The sequence below is a fragment of the Acidovorax sp. genome (assembly GCF_027492855.1).
Classification (GTDB): domain Bacteria; phylum Pseudomonadota; class Gammaproteobacteria; order Burkholderiales; family Burkholderiaceae_C; genus Acidovorax.
Map to the genome: position 1 here is coordinate 293718 of NZ_JAPUDY010000008.1, position 16972 is coordinate 310689.

Consider the following 16972-nt stretch of genomic DNA (forward strand, 5'->3'; position numbering starts at 1 on the left):
GCGTGCGCGCAAGGCTTCGACAGGCTCAGCCCGAACGGATCATGGGTGTGATGCATAAGGCGTCCGCAATCAAGCAAAAACAGCCTCTACCGCCCGTCTATCAATCGCCAATAGCTATCATTTTTGAGCCAACTCACATGACCACTCCCCTCGAACTGCTCAGCAGCCACACCTGCTTCGGCGGCGAGCAGCGCTTCTACCAGCACGCCTCCGCCGAGATCGGCCTGCCCATGAAGTTCTCGGTGTACCTGCCGCCACTGGCAAGCCAAGGCCCCGTGCCCGCCGTGCTGTACCTGGCGGGCCTGACCTGCACCGAAGAGACTTTCATGGTCAAGGCCGGCGCTCAGCACCTGGCGGCCGAACTGGGCCTGGCCCTGATCGCGCCCGATACCAGCCCGCGCGGCGCCAATGTGCCCGGCGAAGCAGACAGCTGGGACTTCGGCGTGGGCGCGGGCTTCTACCTGGACGCCACGCAGGCGCCATGGCGCACCCACTGGCGCATGGAAAGCTATCTGCTGAAAGAACTGCTCCCCCTGGTGGCCGCCCAATTGCCCATCGACGGCACGCGCCTTGGCATCACGGGCCATTCGATGGGCGGGCATGGCGCGCTCACACTCGCGCTGCGCCACCCCGGCCGGTTCAAGACGGTGTCGGCCTTTGCTCCCATCTGCGCGCCCGCCCAGTGCCCCTGGGGCGAAAAAGCCTTCACGGGCTACCTGGGCGCGGACCACGGCACCTGGATCGAGCACGACGCCACCGTGCTCATGCAGCACCAGCCCATCGCGCCCTACCCGGCGGGCATCCTGATCGACCAGGGCCTGGCCGACAAATTCTTGCCCGACCAGCTCCACCCGCATCTGCTGGAAGCCGCCTGTGCGGCCATCGGCCAGCCGCTCACGCTGCGCAGCCACGCGGGCTATGACCATGGCTATTACTTCGTGCAAAGCTTCATGGCCGACCATATGGCCCACCACGCGAAGGGACTTGCGGAAACAAATTAATGCAGATTTAAGCAACTGGCGGCACACTGCGCGCCATGTTTCTGACTCTGCGGCGCCTGCTGCCCTTCGCTTCGGCCTCGCGCTCAAGCCCCTCGCCCACTGCAAATCACTCCGCCCGCTCCCTGCACCCCGCCTGGGTGGTGGTGGCAATCAGCATCTGGCTGGCCACCGTCTGCAACCTGCCCCTGTGGCAAGAAGTGGCCCGGCTGTCTGGCCAAAGCAGCCTGCGCGGCTGGGGGTTTGCACTGGCCTTTGCAGCCATCATCGCGGCGGGCAATGCAGGCATCTTGAGCCTGCTGGCCTGGCGCTGGACGCTCAAGCCCGCTGTTGTCGTGCTGGTGCTGATGGCGGCCTTCGGTGCGTATTTCATGATGGCCTACGGCGTCGTCATCGACGCCAGCATGCTCACCAACGTGCTGCAGACCGACGTAGGCGAAGCAGGCGACCTGCTCAACGCCCGCATGCTGGGCACCGTGCTGGCCCTGGCCGCGCCCCCGCTGCTGTGGCTGTACCGCCAACCCGTTCGCCGCCTGACCGCGCTGCGCCAGGTGACGCACAACGGGTTGCTGTTGGCGGGCTCCATCGCGGTCATCGTGGTGTGCCTGCTGCTGGTGTTCCAGGACTTCGCCTCCACCATGCGCAACCACACCAAGCTGCGCTACCTGATCAACCCGCTCAACAGCGTGTACGCGCTGGGCCACATCGCCACCAAGCCCCTGCGCATGGACACCAGCAAGCTGCTGCCCCTGGGGCGCGATGCCAAGCTGGGCGCAAGCTACGCCCAGCAGGCCCAGCCGCCGCTGCTGGTGCTGGTGCTGGGCGAAACCGGCCGCAGCGTGAACTTCGGCATCAACGGCTATGAGCGCGACACCACCCCCCGGCTCTCGGCCCGCAAAGAGCAACTGGTGAGCGCCCCCAATGCCTGGTCCTGCGGCACCAGCACCGCTGCATCGGTGCCGTGTATGTTCTCGCACCTGGGGCGCACGGGCTACGAAGCCCGGTCAGCCAACTTCGAAAGCCTGATGGACGTGCTGCAGCACGCGGGCCTGGCCGTGCTCTGGGTGGACAACCAATCTGGCTGCAAGGGCGTGTGCGACCGCGTCGAAGAAGTCAACACCACCAAAACCAACGACCCCGCGCTGTGCACCGGCAACGAATGCCTGGACCGCGTGATGCTCAAAGACCTGGACGCCCGCATCGCCGCCCTGCCCGCCGAACAGCGCCAGCGCGGCACCGTGGTGGTGCTGCACCAGATGGGCAGCCACGGCCCCGCCTACTACAAGCGCTCGGCGCCCGAGAACAAGAAGTTCGGCCCCGAATGCACCTCTACCTCATTACAAAAGTGCGAGCGCCAGCAGGTAGTGAACGCCTACGACAACAGCATCGTCGAAACAGACCACTTCCTGGATTCCGTACTCCAATGGCTTGCAGCGCGCGACAAACAAGCGCAAACAGCTATGATTTACGCAGCAGACCACGGCGAATCACTGGGCGAGAACAACATCTACCTGCACGGCCTGCCCTACGCCATCGCCCCCGACGTGCAAAAACACGTGCCCTGGATCACCTGGCTGTCGCCCGCCCTGCAGGCGCGCACCCACCTGACCACCGGCTGCCTGCAAAAAGACCTGGCCGAGCGGCGCATCAGCCACGACCACTACTTCCACTCGGTGCTGGGCCTGATGGACGTGCAAACAGGCGCCTACAACGCGGGGCTGGACATGTTCGCCGGGTGCAGACAAACAGCAGGCGCCGACAAGATGGCGGGCTGACGCGGCAGCGGGTTTGGGCCCGCCGCTTGTGCCATGTGCGGGCAGTCTCATGCTCTAACATGGGGCCCTCCCTCTCTCCCCCCATTGAAGCCATGGAACACGCCATCAAGCACCTGGAGAACGATGCCAAAGGCATCTTCTACGTCGAGAAAGACGGGCAGCGTCTTGCCGAGATGACCTACAGCCGCACCAACGCCACGATGATCATCGTTGATCACACCGACGTGGACGCATCCCTCAGCGGGCAAGGCGTGGGGCGCGCGCTGCTCAACGCGCTGGTGGAATGGGCGCGTGCCACGGGCACGAAGGTTCTGCCGCTGTGCCCCTTCGCCAAGGCGCAGTTCGACAAAACCCCTGCCATCCGCGACGTGCTGGTGTAGCTCGGCTCACGCCGACTGCGCCCCCATCCACCCCTTCGCCTCGCTGAGCAAGTGCTCCCTGAACACCTCCGCGATCGGTGACAGCTGCTTGCCTCGGGGCCAGACCAGGTGCCACTGCGACTGGATAGGAAAACCCCGCACGTTGAGGACAGCCAACCCCTCGTGATGGGCGCCGAGGGCGTGGCGGGAGACGATGGACACGCCCAGTTGTCCCTCCACAGACTCCTTGATGGCCTCGTTGCTACCCAGCTCCAGCACGGCACTGGGCACAAAACCCAGCTGGCGCAAGTGGGCGTCGGTGGCCATGCGGGTGCCCGAGCCTTTTTCGCGCAGGATGAAGCGTTCGCCCTGCAATTGCGCCAGCGTGGCGCGCTTGCCATGCGCCAGCCGGTGCCCCGCCGGGGCGATGACCACCAGCGGATTGGGCATGAGGATCTGGTCCTCCAACGGCACATCACCAGGCGGCATGGACATGACATAGAGGTCGTCCAGATTGCTGCGCAACCGCGTGATCACATGGTCGCGGTTGAGGATTTCGAGCGAGATGTCGATCTGCGGATGCAGCTTGCAAAAGCTGCCCAGCAAGCGGGGAATGAAGTACTTGGCGGTGCTGACCAAGGCCACCCTGAGGCGGCCGCTGGTGAGCCCCTTGGCGCCAGACACGCGCTGCTCAAACGCATCCCACTCGCCAGCAATAGCACGCGCCGTGCGGGCCAGGGCCAGCCCGGCCTCGGTGAGGTACACGCGGCGCGATACCACTTCGTACAGTGGCATGCCCACGGCCTGGGTCACCTCGCGCAGTTGCATCGAGGCCGTGGGCTGCGTGACATGCATGACCTTGGCTGCTGCGCTGACGCTGCCGGTTTCGGCCAGCGCCAGGAACAGCCGCAGTTGGCGAAAAGTGATGTTCATAGAGTTTTATCTATGGATAGCTGCATTCGAATCGATTTTACTTTGCACCGCTTGCCCCCTAGCATCGGCGGCAAAGGAAGTGAATCATGCAAAGCCTGCTGGACCCTGCGGTCCTTTTTTTTGCCCTCGGGGTGTTTGCGGGCCTGGTGCGCTCAAACCTGGAGATGCCTGCGGCCATTTCGAAGTTCTTGTCGATCTACCTCTTGATGGCGCTGGGCCTGAAGGGTGGCTTCGCACTGGCCGCGTCGGGCTTTACGCCCAACGTGGCCAGCAGCCTGGGGCTGGCGGTGCTGCTGGCCGTGGTGGTGCCGCTGGTGGGCTATATGCTGCTGCGGCGCGTGCTGTCGGGCTTCAACGCGGCAGCCGTGGCAGCCACCTATGGGTCGGTCAGCGCGGTGACTTTTGTCACGGCCACGCAGTACCTGGAGTCGCAATCGGTGCCCTACGGCGGCTACATGGCGGCGGCGATGGCGCTGATGGAGTCGCCCGCCATCATCCTGGCGGTGATGCTGGCCAATGCGCTGCGGCGGCAGCCGCAGCAAGCCACGGCACCCGCCATTGGCGGCTGGCAACCTGCCATCGTCGGTGCGCCTGCCCTGGGCAACGTTGGCGGCGTGGCGGGCACGCCGGGGCGCAGCCTGTCTGTGGGCAAGATCCTGCACGAGTCGTTCACCGACGGCACGCAGTTGCTGTTGCTGGGTGCGATGGTGATCGGGCTGGTGACAGGCGATGCGGGCCAGGCGGCGATGCAACCGTTTTCGGGCGACCTGTTCAAGGGCATGCTGTGCCTGTTTCTGCTGGACATGGGGCTGGCCACCGCGCGCAACCTGCCCGCCGTGCGCCAGCAATCGCCTTGGCTGGTGGCCTATGCGGTGCTGGGGCCGCTGGCGCATGCCAGCCTGGCGCTCGCGCTGGCATGGCTGGTGGCCGTGCCGATGGGTGACGCCGTGCTGCTGATGGTGCTGGCGGCCAGCGCGTCCTACATCGCTGTGCCTGCCGTGGTGCGTTATGCCATCCCCGAGGCCGACCCATCGCTGTATGTGAGCCTGTCGCTGGGGGTGACGTTTCCGCTCAACATCGTGCTGGGCATTCCGCTGTACACGCAGGTGGTGCAGCGGGTGTGGCTGGGGTGATCAGCGCGCTGGGCGCAACAACACTGCCCGCTCTTGCCGCTTGTTTTGTACAAATACTATCAATTTGATAGCTTATAGCGCTTGTTGAATAAGCGCTAGGCACCGATTTGAATCAATTTTTTTGCCATGGGTTGCGTATGTGCATGCATGTAGAGCTGTGTACGCGTCCGGTGCACATCAAAACAAGCTGCTCTGCCCCCGCAGCAAACCGGGGCGAAACTGGGTCAAGTCCAGTTCCACCCGCTCCCGGTTCAGGCCCAGTCTGCGGCAGGTGCCTGCAAAGCGCTGGCGCAGCAGGTCGGCCCACAGGCCGCTGCCCTTCATGCGGCGGGCAAAGTCGCTGTCATAGGTTTTGCCTGCACCGCGCTCTTCGCTGGTGAGGTTGTGCAGGTCCTGCACACGCGCCATTACGCGGGCGGCGCGCTGCGGGTAGTGCACCGTGAGCCATTCGCGAAACAGCACATCCAGCTCCCAGGGCAGGCGCAGCACGGTGTAGAAGGCGCTCTTCGCACCCGCATCGCGCGCGGCCTCCAGCACCTGCTCCATGTCTTCGGTGATGAAGGGGATTTGCGGCGCCACGCTCACGCCCACGGGCACGCCCGCCTCGGCCAGCGTGCGGATGGTGCGCAGGCGCCGGTGCGGCGCGGCGGCGCGCGGCTCCATGCGGCGGGCCAGGGTGGCGTCGAGCGTGGTGATGGTGACGTACACCGCTGCCAGGCGCTGCGCGGCCAGCGGGGCCAAAAGATCCAGGTCGCGCTCCACACCGCTCGACTTGGTGATGAGTGAAAACGGATGGCGCGCATCGCGCATCACCTCGATCACGCTGCGGGTGAGCTTCAGCTCGCGCTCCACCGGCTGGTAGCAGTCGGTGGCCGAGCCGATGTTGAGCAGCCGGGGCACATAACGCGGCTGGGCAAGCTCGCCGCGCAGCACGGCGGCGATGTTGTGTTTGGCGATGATCTGGGTCTCAAAGTCCAGCCCCGGCGACAGGTTGAGGTAGCTGTGCGTGGGCCGCGCATAGCAGTAAATGCAGCCATGCTCGCAGCCCCGGTAGGGGTTCACCGAGAGTTCGAAAAAAATGTCGGGCGAGTCGTTGGCGCACAGGGCGCTGCGGGCGGTCTCCAGGTGCACGCGGGTGCCGGGTGCGGGCGTTCCGCCCTCCAGCCCCTCGTCGCCGCAGCCCCAGCCATCGTCCACCGGCTCGCGCTGGTCCCGCACAAACCGGTGCGCCATGGCCGTGGCAGCGCCCCGGCCACGGATGGCGTGCAGGGGGATGCGGATGTCTTCGGATGCGGGTGGGTGCGATTTCATAACTGTATAAATATACAGTTATTGCAGGATTTATGCAGACGTTCGACAGCGCAACGAATGCCCGCGCGTGGCAGTGCGAGATTGGCGATGCACTACAGTCCCGCGCTTTGACCCCAGAGGTACCGCCATGGCGCGCAAGCCCCAGATCATCCTGTCGTCACTCGATGTTGACCGCATCGAGGCCCTGCTGGCCGCCATCCCGGCCAGCGTCTTCCCCGGCAAAGCCGATCTGCAGGCCGAGCTGGACCGGGCAGACGTGGTGGCACCCGATGAAATGCCACCCAACGTGGTGAGCATGAACTCCACCGTGCAGTTTTCCATCCTGGAGACGGGCAAGGAGTTCTGCCTGACCCTGGTGTACCCGCGCGACGCGGACGGCAGCGCCGACCGGCTCTCGATCTTCGCGCCCGTGGGCAGCGCGCTGCTGGGCCTGTCGGTGGGCGACGAACTCGCCTGGCCTGGGCCGGGCGGCAAGCCGATGACGGTGCGGGTGAAAGACATCCTCTACCAGCCCGAAAGCGCGGGCGAATTGCACCGCTGAGGCACGGCCCCCAACAAGCGGCTTGGCGTGGCGAGCCCCAGCAGTGACAATGGCGGTCGCCATGACCACGCCGCCCCCGCCCGAAACGCCCCCAACCACTACCGGCGCGTTCGACCCGGACTCCACCCTCGCCTACCAGACCCGCATGGAGCGGGCGCCCGAGTGGTTTTGCTCGTTCCTGGCGGGCAACAGCCGCGAGAAAAGCCGCCTGCAGCGCGAGATGGCCACGATGAAGGGCTCGGTGGTGTGGCTGGTGCAGCAGCGCCGCCAAGGCAACTGGACGGCCGACGAACGCGCCCACCTGCGCGGGGTGATGCGATCGGCGTCATCCGTGAGTCCTTATCTTTTCATCTGGGTGGTCCCCGGATCGATGCTGATCCTGCCCTTCATGGCCTGGTTTCTGGACCGGCAGCGCAAGCGCCGGGAGCGCAAGCGGCTCGGGTAAAACCTACACAAGGGGCCAGGCACCGGCCCATGCCGTTCGGGTCTGTCGAAGCCCAGCGCAGCCCGGTGGTGTGTTTTTTAAAGGCTGTTCGGCCTCATGCCCAGTGGCTCGACGCCGCCACCAGCATGCCCGTCCCCACCAGCCCCACCTGCCAGCGCAGCGCCGTGGTCCATGAAGGTACGTGGCGCTCCACCCGCAGATACAGCACCCGCCCGGCGGCCAGCGAGAGTGCAAAAGCCAGCAGCATGCCCCACGCGTTGAGCACCGGCGAATCCGGCCACAGATGGCTGACCACGGCGTTGGCGAGCAGGCACACCGCAAAGTGCACCAAAAACACCGAATACGACATCTGCCCCAGTTGCACCAACGGCGCCATGCCGGACCATGACCGCAGGCGCTCGCTGCGCAGCGCCAGCACCAGGCACAGCGCCGTGACCGTGGACACAACGATGCGGCCCCGGAAATCAATGGCAAGCGCCATGCCGCCCAGCAGCACGATGGCCGCCAACCAGCCCAGCGCCTGGTGCCCCTGGCGCAGTGGGGGCGAACGCACGGCCCAGCAGGCCATCATGCCCAGCCCGTAGGAGCCAAAAAAATACAGCGCCCACATGTCGAGGTGGCCCATGCGGTTGAACCCCCACAGCGAGGCCGCTACGCCTGCCACCACAAGCACCTGCGCCAGCAGGCCCGCATGCCGCTGCGCCCACGTCCCCGGCAGCGCCTTCACACCCGCCAGCAGCAACACGCTCAGTGCAAACAGTTGAAAGTCGATCGCCACATACCAAACCCCGGCCGACAAGGCGCCCTCGCCCACGATGTCCTGCAGCAGCAGGGCGTTGGCCAGCAGTTGGGACAAGGTGGGCTGCTCGGGCACCGAAGGGTGTTCCATCCATGCGCGCACCAGCGCCGACACCACCACCGACAGCAGCAGCGCCACGGCATACGGCACCACCAGCCGCACAAACCGCTTGGCGATGGCATTGCCCGCATGGTCGAAACGTGCCACGCCCTGCGGCGCCAGGCTGCTCGCTGCCAGGTAGCCGCCCAGCACCAGAAACACCTGCACAGCCATGCGCCCGTAGTCGTACAGCCAGGCCATCAGCACGGGAGCCAATGGCTGGGCGATGTCCGACATCGGGCCGTAGAAGGCCAGGTGGTGCCAGACGATGGCGGCGCACGCGAGGCCCTTGGCCATGTCGATCAGCGGCGTGCGGATGGTGGTGGAGGGCATATTGTTCTGGGTGGAATCAACCGGTCAGGAGGTGGTAATCCCCCAGGGGCGAACCGGGTATTGTCCGTCGCCAGCGCAATTTCTGCATGCCTATCGTGCAGCCGCCGTGTCGCCATGGTGTCTCTGCGGTTCCTATGCATGCACCAATGGGTTCTGAATTTTCAGCATTTACTGAAAACTCAGAAAAAAGAGAGCACAATACACTTCCATGACTTACATCAAGACACTTCCTCCCTTGAACCGTCAATTCGTGGCGCATTTTGGAGAAATGGGTAGTCGCTGGGGCATCAACCGCACCGTGGGCCAGATGTATGCGCTCATCTTTTTGTCGCCGCGCCCGGTCAACGCCGACGAGATTGCCGAGACGCTGGAGTTCTCGCGCTCCAACGTGAGCATGGGGCTCAAGGAGCTGCAGGCCTGGCGCTTGGTCAAGCTCAGCCACCAGCCGGGCGACCGGCGCGAATACTTTGAGGCGCCCAAGGACGTGTGGGAGATCTTCCGCGTGCTGGCCGAGGAGCGCCGCCGCCGCGAGATCGAGCCCACGCTGTCGATGCTGCGCATGGCGCTGTTGGAGGAGCCCACCTCGGACGAGGAGCGCTATGCCCAGGAACGCATGCGCGACATGCACGAGCTGATCGACCGGCTCATGACCTGGTTTGACGACGTGCAGCGCCTCGCACCCGAGACGGCGATGCAACTGATGGGCATGGGCACAGCCGTGACGCGGGTGCTCGAATTGAAGGACAGACTGACCGGAAAAGGCAGCGCAGCCAAAAAGATCACTGATACCAGTTTGCGCTCAATAGACAAGAACCGTTCGGACTGAGCCTGTCGAAGTCTCGCGCAGCGCTTCGACAGGCTCAGCGTGAACGGATTTGTATTTTTAAACGCATCTCGGTCTGAATAACCACGGAGTTTGACCATGGACACCTTCATGCTGTCGCGCATTCAGTTCGCGGCCAACATCAGTTTCCACATCCTGTTTCCGACCATCACGATCGCGATGTGCTGGTTCCTGGTGTTCTTCAGGCTGCGCCACTCGGCCACGCGCGGCACACCGGCCGCCGAGGGTTGGGGGCAGGCCTATTACTTCTGGACCAAGGTGTTCGCGCTGACCTTTGCCATGGGCGTGGTCTCGGGCATCACCATGAGCTTTCAGTTCGGCACCAACTGGCCGGGCTTCATGGAGCATGTGGGCAACATCGCCGGGCCGCTGCTCGGTTATGAAGTGCTCACGGCGTTCTTCCTCGAGGCCACCTTTCTGGGTGTGATGCTGTTCGGCCGGGGGCGGGTGTCCGAGCGCGTGCACCTCATCGCCACGCTGATGGTGGCCATCGGCACCACGCTGTCGGCGTTCTGGATCCTGAGCCTGAACTCGTGGATGCAGACGCCCGTGGGCTATGAAATCATCGACGGCAAGTTCCACGCGGTGGACTGGCTGGCCATCGTGTTCAACCCCTCATTCCCCTACCGCCTGGGCCACAAGCTGCTGGCTTCGGCCCTCACGGCGGGCTTTTTGATCGCGGGGGTGAGCGCCTGGCAGCTCATCAAAGGCACGGCGAACGAGGGCACGCGCAAGGCGCTGCGCACCGCCGTCACGGCCGTGGCCATCGCCATTCCGCTGCAGATCTTCATGGGCGACCTGCACGGCCTCAACACCCTTAAACACCAGCCCGCCAAGATCGCCGCCATCGAAGGCATCTGGCACACCGAAAAGGGCGCGCCGCTCACACTGTTCGGCCTGCCCAACGAGAAGGAAGGCCGCACCGACTACGCCATCCAGATCCCCAAGGCCGCGAGCCTGATCCTGGCGCACGACATCGACGCCGAGCTCAAGGGCCTCAACGAGTTTCCCAACGCGCACCCGCCCGTCGCGCCCGTGTTCTGGGGCTTTCGCGTGATGGTGGGCATGGGCATGCTGATGCTGGCCGTGGCATGGTGGGGCGCCTTTGTGCTGTTTCGCCGCCGCAAGCAAGGCGCCACCGCCCCGCTGCCACGCCTGCTGCTGTTCACCCTGGTGAGCATGACGTTCTCGGGCTGGGTGGCCACGCTGGCCGGGTGGTACGTGACGGAGATCGGCCGCCAGCCCTTCCTGGTCTATGGCGTGTTCCGCACCTCCGAGGCCGTGGCCCAGCACCCGCCGGGCATGGTGGCCGGCACGCTGGCTGCCTACCTCACCGTGTATGTGCTGCTGTTGCTGGCCTATGTCGGCGTGATCAAGTACATGGCCGAGCACTCGGCCGTGCCCGCAGCCCCAGCCGCGCCAGTGGCACCCCAGGCACCGCGCCCCATCTAAGGAGAGAGACATGGACATGAGCTTCTGGACCACGGCCCTTCCGCTGATCTTCATGGCCATCATGGGCCTGGCCTTGCTGGCCTATGTGATCCTGGACGGCTACGACCTGGGCGTGGGCATCCTGCTGCCCTTTGCCACCGATGCGGAAAAGGACGTGATGGTGTCCAGCATCGGCCCCTTCTGGGACGCCAACGAAACCTGGCTGGTGCTGGGCGTGGGGGTGCTGCTGATCTGTTTTCCCATGGCGCACGGCGTGGTGCTGTCGGCGCTGTACCTGCCCGCCACGGTGATGCTGATCGGCCTGATCGTGCGCGGCGTGGCATTCGACTTCCGCGTGAAGGCGCGCGACACGCACAAGACCACCTGGAACCGCCTGTTCGCGGCGGGCTCGCTCGTCACCACCCTGGCGCAGGGCTGGATGCTGGGCGCCTACATCACCGGCTTCAAGAACGACACCTGGGGCCTGCTGTTTTCAGCGGGCATCGCCATCACCCTGCCCGCCGCCTACGCCATGCTGGGCGCGGGCTGGCTGCTCATGAAGACCGATGGCGAGCTGCAGCGCAAGGCCATGCGCTGGGGCCAGGGCGTGCTCTGGCCCATGGGGTTCGCGCTCATGGGCATCTCGCTGGCGTCGCCCCTGGTCAGCCACACCGTGTTCGCCAAGTGGTTCGTGCTGCCCGAGCTGTTTGCCCTGCTGCCCATTCCGCTGGCCTGCGTGGCGGCGTTCTTCGCCATCCGCCACGTGCTGGGCTCGCCCCGCGTGGTGGAGGCGGGCTATGGGTGGATCGTGTTCGTGGCCACCGTGGTGATCTTCGTGCTGGCCTTTTTCGGGCTGGCGTACAGCCTGTACCCCTACATCGTGATCGACCGCCTGACCGTCTGGCAGGCGGCCAGCGCCACCGAGTCGCTGATCGTGATCGGCGTGGGCGTGGCTATCACGCTGCCCGCGATCATCATCTACACGATCTTCATGTACCGCGTGTTCTGGGGCAAGGCGCGGGAGCTGACCTACGGGCTGTGAGTGGCCCGCAGCATTGAAACAAAACAGGCCCTGCCGCTTGATGGTATTGCGCAAGAAGCTATTAATTAGATAGCAAATCGCAAGCGTCAGGGCCTGCGTCCGCTTACAGCTTGAGGCGTGCGCGCGCCGCCTCGTACTCGCGGCGCAGCTTGGCCACCAGCTCGGCCGTGCTGGTCACCGCGTTGATGGCGCCGATGCCCTGGCCGCAGCCCCAGATGTCCTTCCAGGCCTTCTTGGCGTCGCCGCCAAAGTTCATCTTGCTCGGGTCGGACTCGGGCAGGTTGTCGGGGTCCATGCCCGCTGCACGGATCGAGGACGCCAGGTAGTTGCCGTGCACGCCGGTGAACAGGTTGCTGTAGACGATGTCGTCCGAGTTGCCGTCCACGATGCCTTGTTTGTAGGCGTCGCTCGCGCGCGCCTCGTGCGTGGCGATGAAGGCCGAGCCGATGTAGCCAAAGTCGGCGCCCATGGCCTGCGCCGCCAGCACCGCGTCGCCGCTGGCGATGGAGCCGCTGAGCGCGACGGGGCCGTCGAACCACTGGCGGATTTCCTGGATCAGCGCGAACGGGCTCTTCACGCCCGCATGGCCGCCAGCACCGGCCGCCACGGCGATCAGGCCGTCGGCGCCTTTTTCAATCGCCTTGTGGGCAAACTTGTTGTTGATGATGTCGTGCAGCACCACACCGCCCCAGGCATGCACGGCCTGGTTCACGTCCTCGCGGGCGCCCAGGCTGGTGATGATGATCGGCACCTTGTACTTGGCGCAGACCTGCATGTCGTGCTCCAGCCGGTCGTTGCTCTTGTGCACGATCTGGTTGATGGCAAAAGGCGCAGCGGGCTTGTCGGGGTTGGCCTTGTTGTAGGCCGCCAGGGTTTCGGTGATCTCGGCCAGCCATTCTTCAAGCAGCTCAGCGGGGCGCGCGTTGAGCGCGGGCATGGAGCCCACCACACCGGCCTTGCACTGCTCGATCACGAGCTTGGGGTTGCTGATGATGAACAGCGGCGAGCCGATGACGGGCAGCGACAGGTTTTGCAACACGGGAGGCAGTTTGGACATGGCAACGACTTCCTGAAAAATTTTAGATCAAATAGGGCTCTAGCGCTTATTCATCAAGCGCAAACAGCTATCTTTTTTATAGCAAGATCCCTTGCGATGCGGATCGGGTTCAATCGATCAACCAGACCCGTTCGGGCTGAGCTTGTCGAAGCCTCGCGCGGCGCTTCGACAGGCCCAGCGTGAACGGATTTGTATTTGTGAATACACATCCGCGTCAGAAGGATTCCAGCGCCAGCTCGGTCACGCTGGCGGCGCCTTCCACGATGCTGTCGCGCAGGCCAGGAGCCTTTACGAGGATGTGCTCGGCATAAAACTGGGCCGTGGTGATTTTTGCGCGCATGAAGGCTTCGTCCTGTCCCTTTTGCAACAGGTCCTGCGCCACCAGCAGGCTGCGCGCCAGTTGCCAGCCCGCCACCACATTGCCCGCCAGCATCAGGTAAGGCACGCTGCCCGCAAACACAGCGTTGGGGTGGGCCTTGGTGCCACCGGCCACGAAGTCGATCACGTCGAGCAGCGCCTTGCGCGCTGCGGTGAGGCGCTTGGCCACGGCCAGGGCGGCGGGCGTGCCGCTGGCCAACAGGTCGGCTTCTGTTTTCTCGATCTGCGCGGCAATGCCCTTGGCCGTCTGGCCGCCGTCGCGCGCCGTTTTGCGGCCCACCAGGTCGTTGGCCTGGATGGCGGTGGTGCCTTCGTAGATGGTCAAAATCTTGGCGTCGCGGTAGTACTGCGCGGCACCGGTTTCTTCGATAAAGCCCATGCCGCCATGCACCTGCACGCCCAGGCTGGTCACTTCCAGGCTGGTCTCGGTGCTGTAGCCCTTGACCAGCGGCACCATGAACTCATAGAACGCCTGGTTCTGCTTGCGCGTCTCGGCATCGGGGTGGTGGTGCGCGGCGTCAAACGCAGCAGCGGCCACTGTGGCCATGGCGCGGCAGCCTTCCACGGTGGCGCGCATGGTCATGAGCATGCGCTTGACGTCGGGGTGGTGGATGATGGCGGCGCTGGCGTTGATGCTGCCGTCCACGGGGCGGCTTTGCACGCGGTCTTTGGCGTACTGCACGGCCTTTTGGTAAGCGCGCTCGGAGATCGCGATGCCCTGCATGCCCACGGCGTAGCGGGCGGCGTTCATCATGATGAACATGTATTCGAGGCCCCGGTTTTCCTGGCCGACCAGGTAGCCCACGGCACCGCCGTTGTCGCCAAACTGCAGCACGGCGGTGGGCGATGCCTTGATGCCCAGCTTGTGCTCGATGCTCACGCAGTGCGCGTCGTTGCGCGCGCCCAGCGTGCCGTCCTTGTTCACCATGAACTTGGGCACCACAAACAGGCTGATGCCCTTCACGCCCTCGGGCGCACCCGCCACGCGGGCCAGCACCAGGTGCACGATGTTCTCGGCCATGTCGTGCTCACCATAGGTGATGAAGATCTTGGTGCCGAAGATTTTGTAGGTACCGTCGGGCTGAGGCTCGGCGCGCGAGCGCACCAGGGCCAGGTCGGAGCCCGCCTGGGGCTCGGTCAGGTTCATGGTGCCGGTCCATTGGCCAGTGACCAGTTTTTCGAGGTAGGTGGCCTTCAATTCATCGCTGCCCGCCGTGAGCAGTGCCTCGATGGCGCCATCGGTCAGCAGCGGGCACAGCGCAAAGCTCATGTTGGCGCTGTTGCTCATCTCGATGCAGGCCGCGCCGATGGTTTTGGGCAGGCCCTGGCCGCCGAAGTCCGCCGGGTGCTGCAGGCCCTGCCAGCCGCCTTCACCGTACTGGCGGAAGGCGTCCTTGAAGCCGGGGGTGGTGGTGACCACGCCATCTTTCCAGCTCGATGGGTTCTTGTCGCCTTCGAAATTGAGCGGAGCCAGCACGCCCTCGTTGAACTTGGCGCACTCTTCCAGCACGGCGGCGGCCGTATCGAGGCCTGCATCTTCAAAGCCGGGGATTTGGGCGATCTGTTCGATGCGAGCCAGGTGCTCGATGCCGAACAACATGTCCTTGACGGGGGCGGTGTAACTCATGGGTGTCTCCGAAAAAGCGAAATTTCGTCAAAAAAAAGGCATCGCAAGCGATGCCTTTTGGGGCCTTGATGCCGTTGCGCCGCCTTACAGCGCCTTGACCAGCTCAGGCACTGCCGTGAACAGGTCAGCTTCGAGGCCATAGTCAGCCACGCTGAAGATCGGAGCCTCAGGGTCCTTGTTGATCGCTACGATCACCTTGGAGTCCTTCATGCCGGCCAAATGCTGGATGGCGCCCGAGATACCGGCCGCGATGTACAGCTGAGGCGCCACGATCTTGCCCGTCTGGCCCACTTGCAGGTCGTTCGGTGCGTAGCCCGCGTCCACAGCAGCGCGGCTGGCGCCGATGGCAGCACCCAGCTTGTCGGCCAGGGGGGTCATGACTTCGTCGAACTTCTCTTTGCTGCCCAATGCGCGGCCACCGGAGACGATGATCTTGGCGGCGGTCAGCTCGGGGCGGTCGTTCTTGGCGATCTCGCTGCCCACGTAGGTGCTCTTGCCCGCATCGGCGGTTGCGGCTGCGGTTTCAACGGCAGCGGAGCCACCGGTGGCGGCTGCGGCGTCAAAGCCCGTGGTGCGCACGGTGACAACCTTCACGCTGTCGCCGCTTTGCACGGTGGCGACGGCATTGCCCGCATAGATGGGGCGCTCGAAGGTGTCGGCGCTCACCACCTTGGTGATGTCGCTGATCTGGGCCACGTCGAGCTTGGCAGCCACGCGGGGCGCCACGTTCTTGCCGCCAGCAGTGGCGGGGAACAGGATGTGGCTGTAGTTGCCAGCAATGGCGAGCACTTGGGCTGCAACGTTCTCGGCCAGGCCGTGGGCCAGGCCCGCAGCGTCGGCGTGGATGACCTTGGAGACACCGGCGATCTGTGCCGCAGCGGCGGCAGCGCCACCAGCGTTGTGGCCAGCCACCAGCACGTGCACGTCGCCACCACAAGCGGCAGCCGCGGTCACGGTGTTGAGCGTGGCGCCCTTGATGGACGCGTTGTCGTGTTCAGCAATAACGAGTACCGACATTTAGATCACCTTCGCTTCGTTCTTGAGTTTTTCGACCAGGGCGGCCACGTCGGCCACCTTGACACCGGCACCGCGTTTGGCGGGTTCGCTGACCTTGAGGGTCTTGAGGCGGGGCGTGACGTCCACGCCGAGGTCTTCGGGCTTGACGGTGTCGAGCTGCTTTTTCTTGGCCTTCATGATGTTGGGCAAGGTGACGTAGCGGGGCTCGTTCAGGCGCAGGTCGGTGGTGATCACGGCGGGCAGCGACAGGGCCAGGGTTTCCAGGCCGCCGTCGATTTCACGGGTCACGCTGACTTTGTCGGCAGCCAGTTCGACCTTGCTGGCAAACGTGGCCTGGGGCAGATCGGCCAGGGCAGCCAGCATCTGGCCGACCTGGTTGGCGTCGTCGTCGATGGCCTGCTTGCCCAGGATGACGAGCGAAGGCTGTTCCTTGTCCACCAGGGCCTTGAGCAGCTTGGCCACGGCCAGGGGCTGCAGGTCGAGGTCGGCAGGCGTTTCCACCAGGATGGCGCGGTCGGCGCCGATGGCCATGGCGGTGCGCAGGGTTTCCTGGCACTGGGCCACGCCGCAAGAGACTGCGATGACTTCGGTCACCAGGCCTTTTTCTTTCAGGCGCACGGCCTCTTCGACGGCGATTTCGTCAAAGGGATTCATGCTCATCTTCACGTTGGCGATGTCCACACCCGTGTTGTCCGACTTGACGCGGACCTTCACGTTGTAGTCCACCACGCGCTTGACAGGGACCAAGACCTTCATTGCTGCGGCTCCTAGAGTTGGTTGAATTGACGTTTACGTAAACTAGAACATTCTATGCCGCACTGCAGCGAAAGTGCTACATGGCCGGAACACA

16 protein-coding genes are annotated in these 16972 nt (G+C 64.6%); 9 read left to right on the forward strand and 7 right to left on the reverse strand.

Going from position 1 to position 16972, the window contains the following annotated elements; translation table 11 throughout:
- Nucleotides 1-137: 137 nt before the first annotated feature.
- The 3 genes from fghA to Q0105_RS02300 all read left to right on the forward strand — a co-directional run bounded on the left by fghA (nucleotide 138) and on the right by Q0105_RS02300 (nucleotide 3153).
- Nucleotides 138-1001 carry an S-formylglutathione hydrolase gene (gene fghA, locus Q0105_RS02290; RefSeq protein WP_298208297.1) on the forward strand — a complete coding sequence of 288 codons (864 nt, stop codon included), beginning with the start codon at nucleotides 138-140 and terminating at the stop codon, nucleotides 999-1001.
- Between the two features lie 35 nt (nucleotides 1002-1036).
- Nucleotides 1037-2773, forward strand: coding sequence for a phosphoethanolamine--lipid A transferase (locus Q0105_RS02295; RefSeq protein ID WP_298208299.1), 1737 nt, complete (start codon nucleotides 1037-1039; stop codon nucleotides 2771-2773).
- 92 nt (nucleotides 2774-2865) lie between these two features.
- Nucleotides 2866-3153 (forward strand): GNAT family N-acetyltransferase, encoded by a 288-nt coding sequence (locus Q0105_RS02300; protein ID WP_298208301.1) that lies wholly within the window; start codon nucleotides 2866-2868, stop codon nucleotides 3151-3153.
- 6 nt (nucleotides 3154-3159) lie between these two features.
- On the opposite strand, the gene Q0105_RS02305 is transcribed toward Q0105_RS02300, so the two are convergent.
- Nucleotides 3160-4065 (reverse strand): LysR family transcriptional regulator, encoded by a 906-nt coding sequence (locus tag Q0105_RS02305; protein ID WP_298208303.1) that lies wholly within the window; start codon nucleotides 4063-4065, stop codon nucleotides 3160-3162.
- A gap of 86 nt (nucleotides 4066-4151) precedes the next feature.
- Here Q0105_RS02305 and Q0105_RS02310 point away from each other — a divergent pair, with 86 nt between their 5' ends.
- A complete protein-coding gene (locus Q0105_RS02310) occupies nucleotides 4152-5198 on the forward strand; it encodes a sodium-dependent bicarbonate transport family permease (RefSeq protein WP_298208305.1) in 1047 nt (348 codons plus the stop codon).
- Nucleotides 5199-5375: 177 nt separating this feature from the next.
- Here Q0105_RS02310 and Q0105_RS02315 read toward each other — a convergent pair whose 3' ends face one another.
- On the reverse strand, nucleotides 5376-6509 hold the full coding sequence (locus Q0105_RS02315) for a PA0069 family radical SAM protein (protein ID WP_298208307.1): 1134 nt from the start codon (nucleotides 6507-6509) through the stop codon (nucleotides 5376-5378).
- Nucleotides 6510-6636: 127 nt separating this feature from the next.
- On the opposite strand from Q0105_RS02315, the gene rnk reads away from it, so the two are divergent.
- The gene (gene rnk, locus Q0105_RS02320; protein ID WP_298208309.1) at nucleotides 6637-7050 is read left to right on the forward strand and encodes a nucleoside diphosphate kinase regulator; all 414 of its coding nucleotides are present in this window, start codon (nucleotides 6637-6639) and stop codon (nucleotides 7048-7050) included.
- A 61-nt stretch (nucleotides 7051-7111) separates the two neighbouring features.
- A complete protein-coding gene (locus tag Q0105_RS02325) occupies nucleotides 7112-7495 on the forward strand; it encodes a hypothetical protein (protein WP_298208311.1) in 384 nt (127 codons plus the stop codon).
- Nucleotides 7496-7589: 94 nt separating this feature from the next.
- Here the strand turns inward: Q0105_RS02325 and Q0105_RS02330 are convergent, their stop codons facing one another.
- The gene (locus tag Q0105_RS02330) at nucleotides 7590-8726 is read right to left on the reverse strand and encodes an acyltransferase (RefSeq protein ID WP_298208313.1); all 1137 of its coding nucleotides are present in this window, start codon (nucleotides 8724-8726) and stop codon (nucleotides 7590-7592) included.
- 208 nt (nucleotides 8727-8934) lie between these two features.
- On the opposite strand from Q0105_RS02330, the gene Q0105_RS02335 reads away from it, so the two are divergent.
- The 3 genes from Q0105_RS02335 to Q0105_RS02345 all read left to right on the forward strand — a co-directional run bounded on the left by Q0105_RS02335 (nucleotide 8935) and on the right by Q0105_RS02345 (nucleotide 12043).
- Nucleotides 8935-9552: a GbsR/MarR family transcriptional regulator gene (locus tag Q0105_RS02335; RefSeq protein ID WP_298208315.1), complete on the forward strand. Its 618-nt coding sequence runs from the start codon at nucleotides 8935-8937 to the stop codon at nucleotides 9550-9552.
- Nucleotides 9553-9648: 96 nt separating this feature from the next.
- A complete protein-coding gene (locus Q0105_RS02340; protein WP_298208317.1) occupies nucleotides 9649-11022 on the forward strand; it encodes a cytochrome ubiquinol oxidase subunit I in 1374 nt (457 codons plus the stop codon).
- A 10-nt stretch (nucleotides 11023-11032) separates the two neighbouring features.
- Complete coding sequence (locus Q0105_RS02345; protein ID WP_298208319.1) at nucleotides 11033-12043, forward strand: cytochrome d ubiquinol oxidase subunit II; 1011 nt, start codon at nucleotides 11033-11035, stop codon at nucleotides 12041-12043.
- Between the two features lie 103 nt (nucleotides 12044-12146).
- On the opposite strand, the gene Q0105_RS02350 is transcribed toward Q0105_RS02345, so the two are convergent.
- From Q0105_RS02350 to Q0105_RS02365, 4 genes are all read right to left on the reverse strand, one after another.
- Entirely contained in the window at nucleotides 12147-13100 is a 954-nt protein-coding gene (locus tag Q0105_RS02350; protein WP_298208321.1) for a nitronate monooxygenase family protein, read from the reverse strand.
- Nucleotides 13101-13314: 214 nt separating this feature from the next.
- Nucleotides 13315-15105, reverse strand: a complete 1791-nt coding sequence (locus tag Q0105_RS02355; protein WP_298208323.1) for an acyl-CoA dehydrogenase — start codon at nucleotides 15103-15105, stop codon at nucleotides 13315-13317.
- A gap of 84 nt (nucleotides 15106-15189) precedes the next feature.
- On the reverse strand, nucleotides 15190-16122 hold the full coding sequence (locus tag Q0105_RS02360) for an FAD-binding protein (RefSeq protein ID WP_298208325.1): 933 nt from the start codon (nucleotides 16120-16122) through the stop codon (nucleotides 15190-15192).
- Complete coding sequence (locus Q0105_RS02365) at nucleotides 16123-16878, reverse strand: electron transfer flavoprotein subunit beta/FixA family protein (protein WP_298208327.1); 756 nt, start codon at nucleotides 16876-16878, stop codon at nucleotides 16123-16125.
- Nucleotides 16879-16972: the final 94 nt, after the last annotated feature.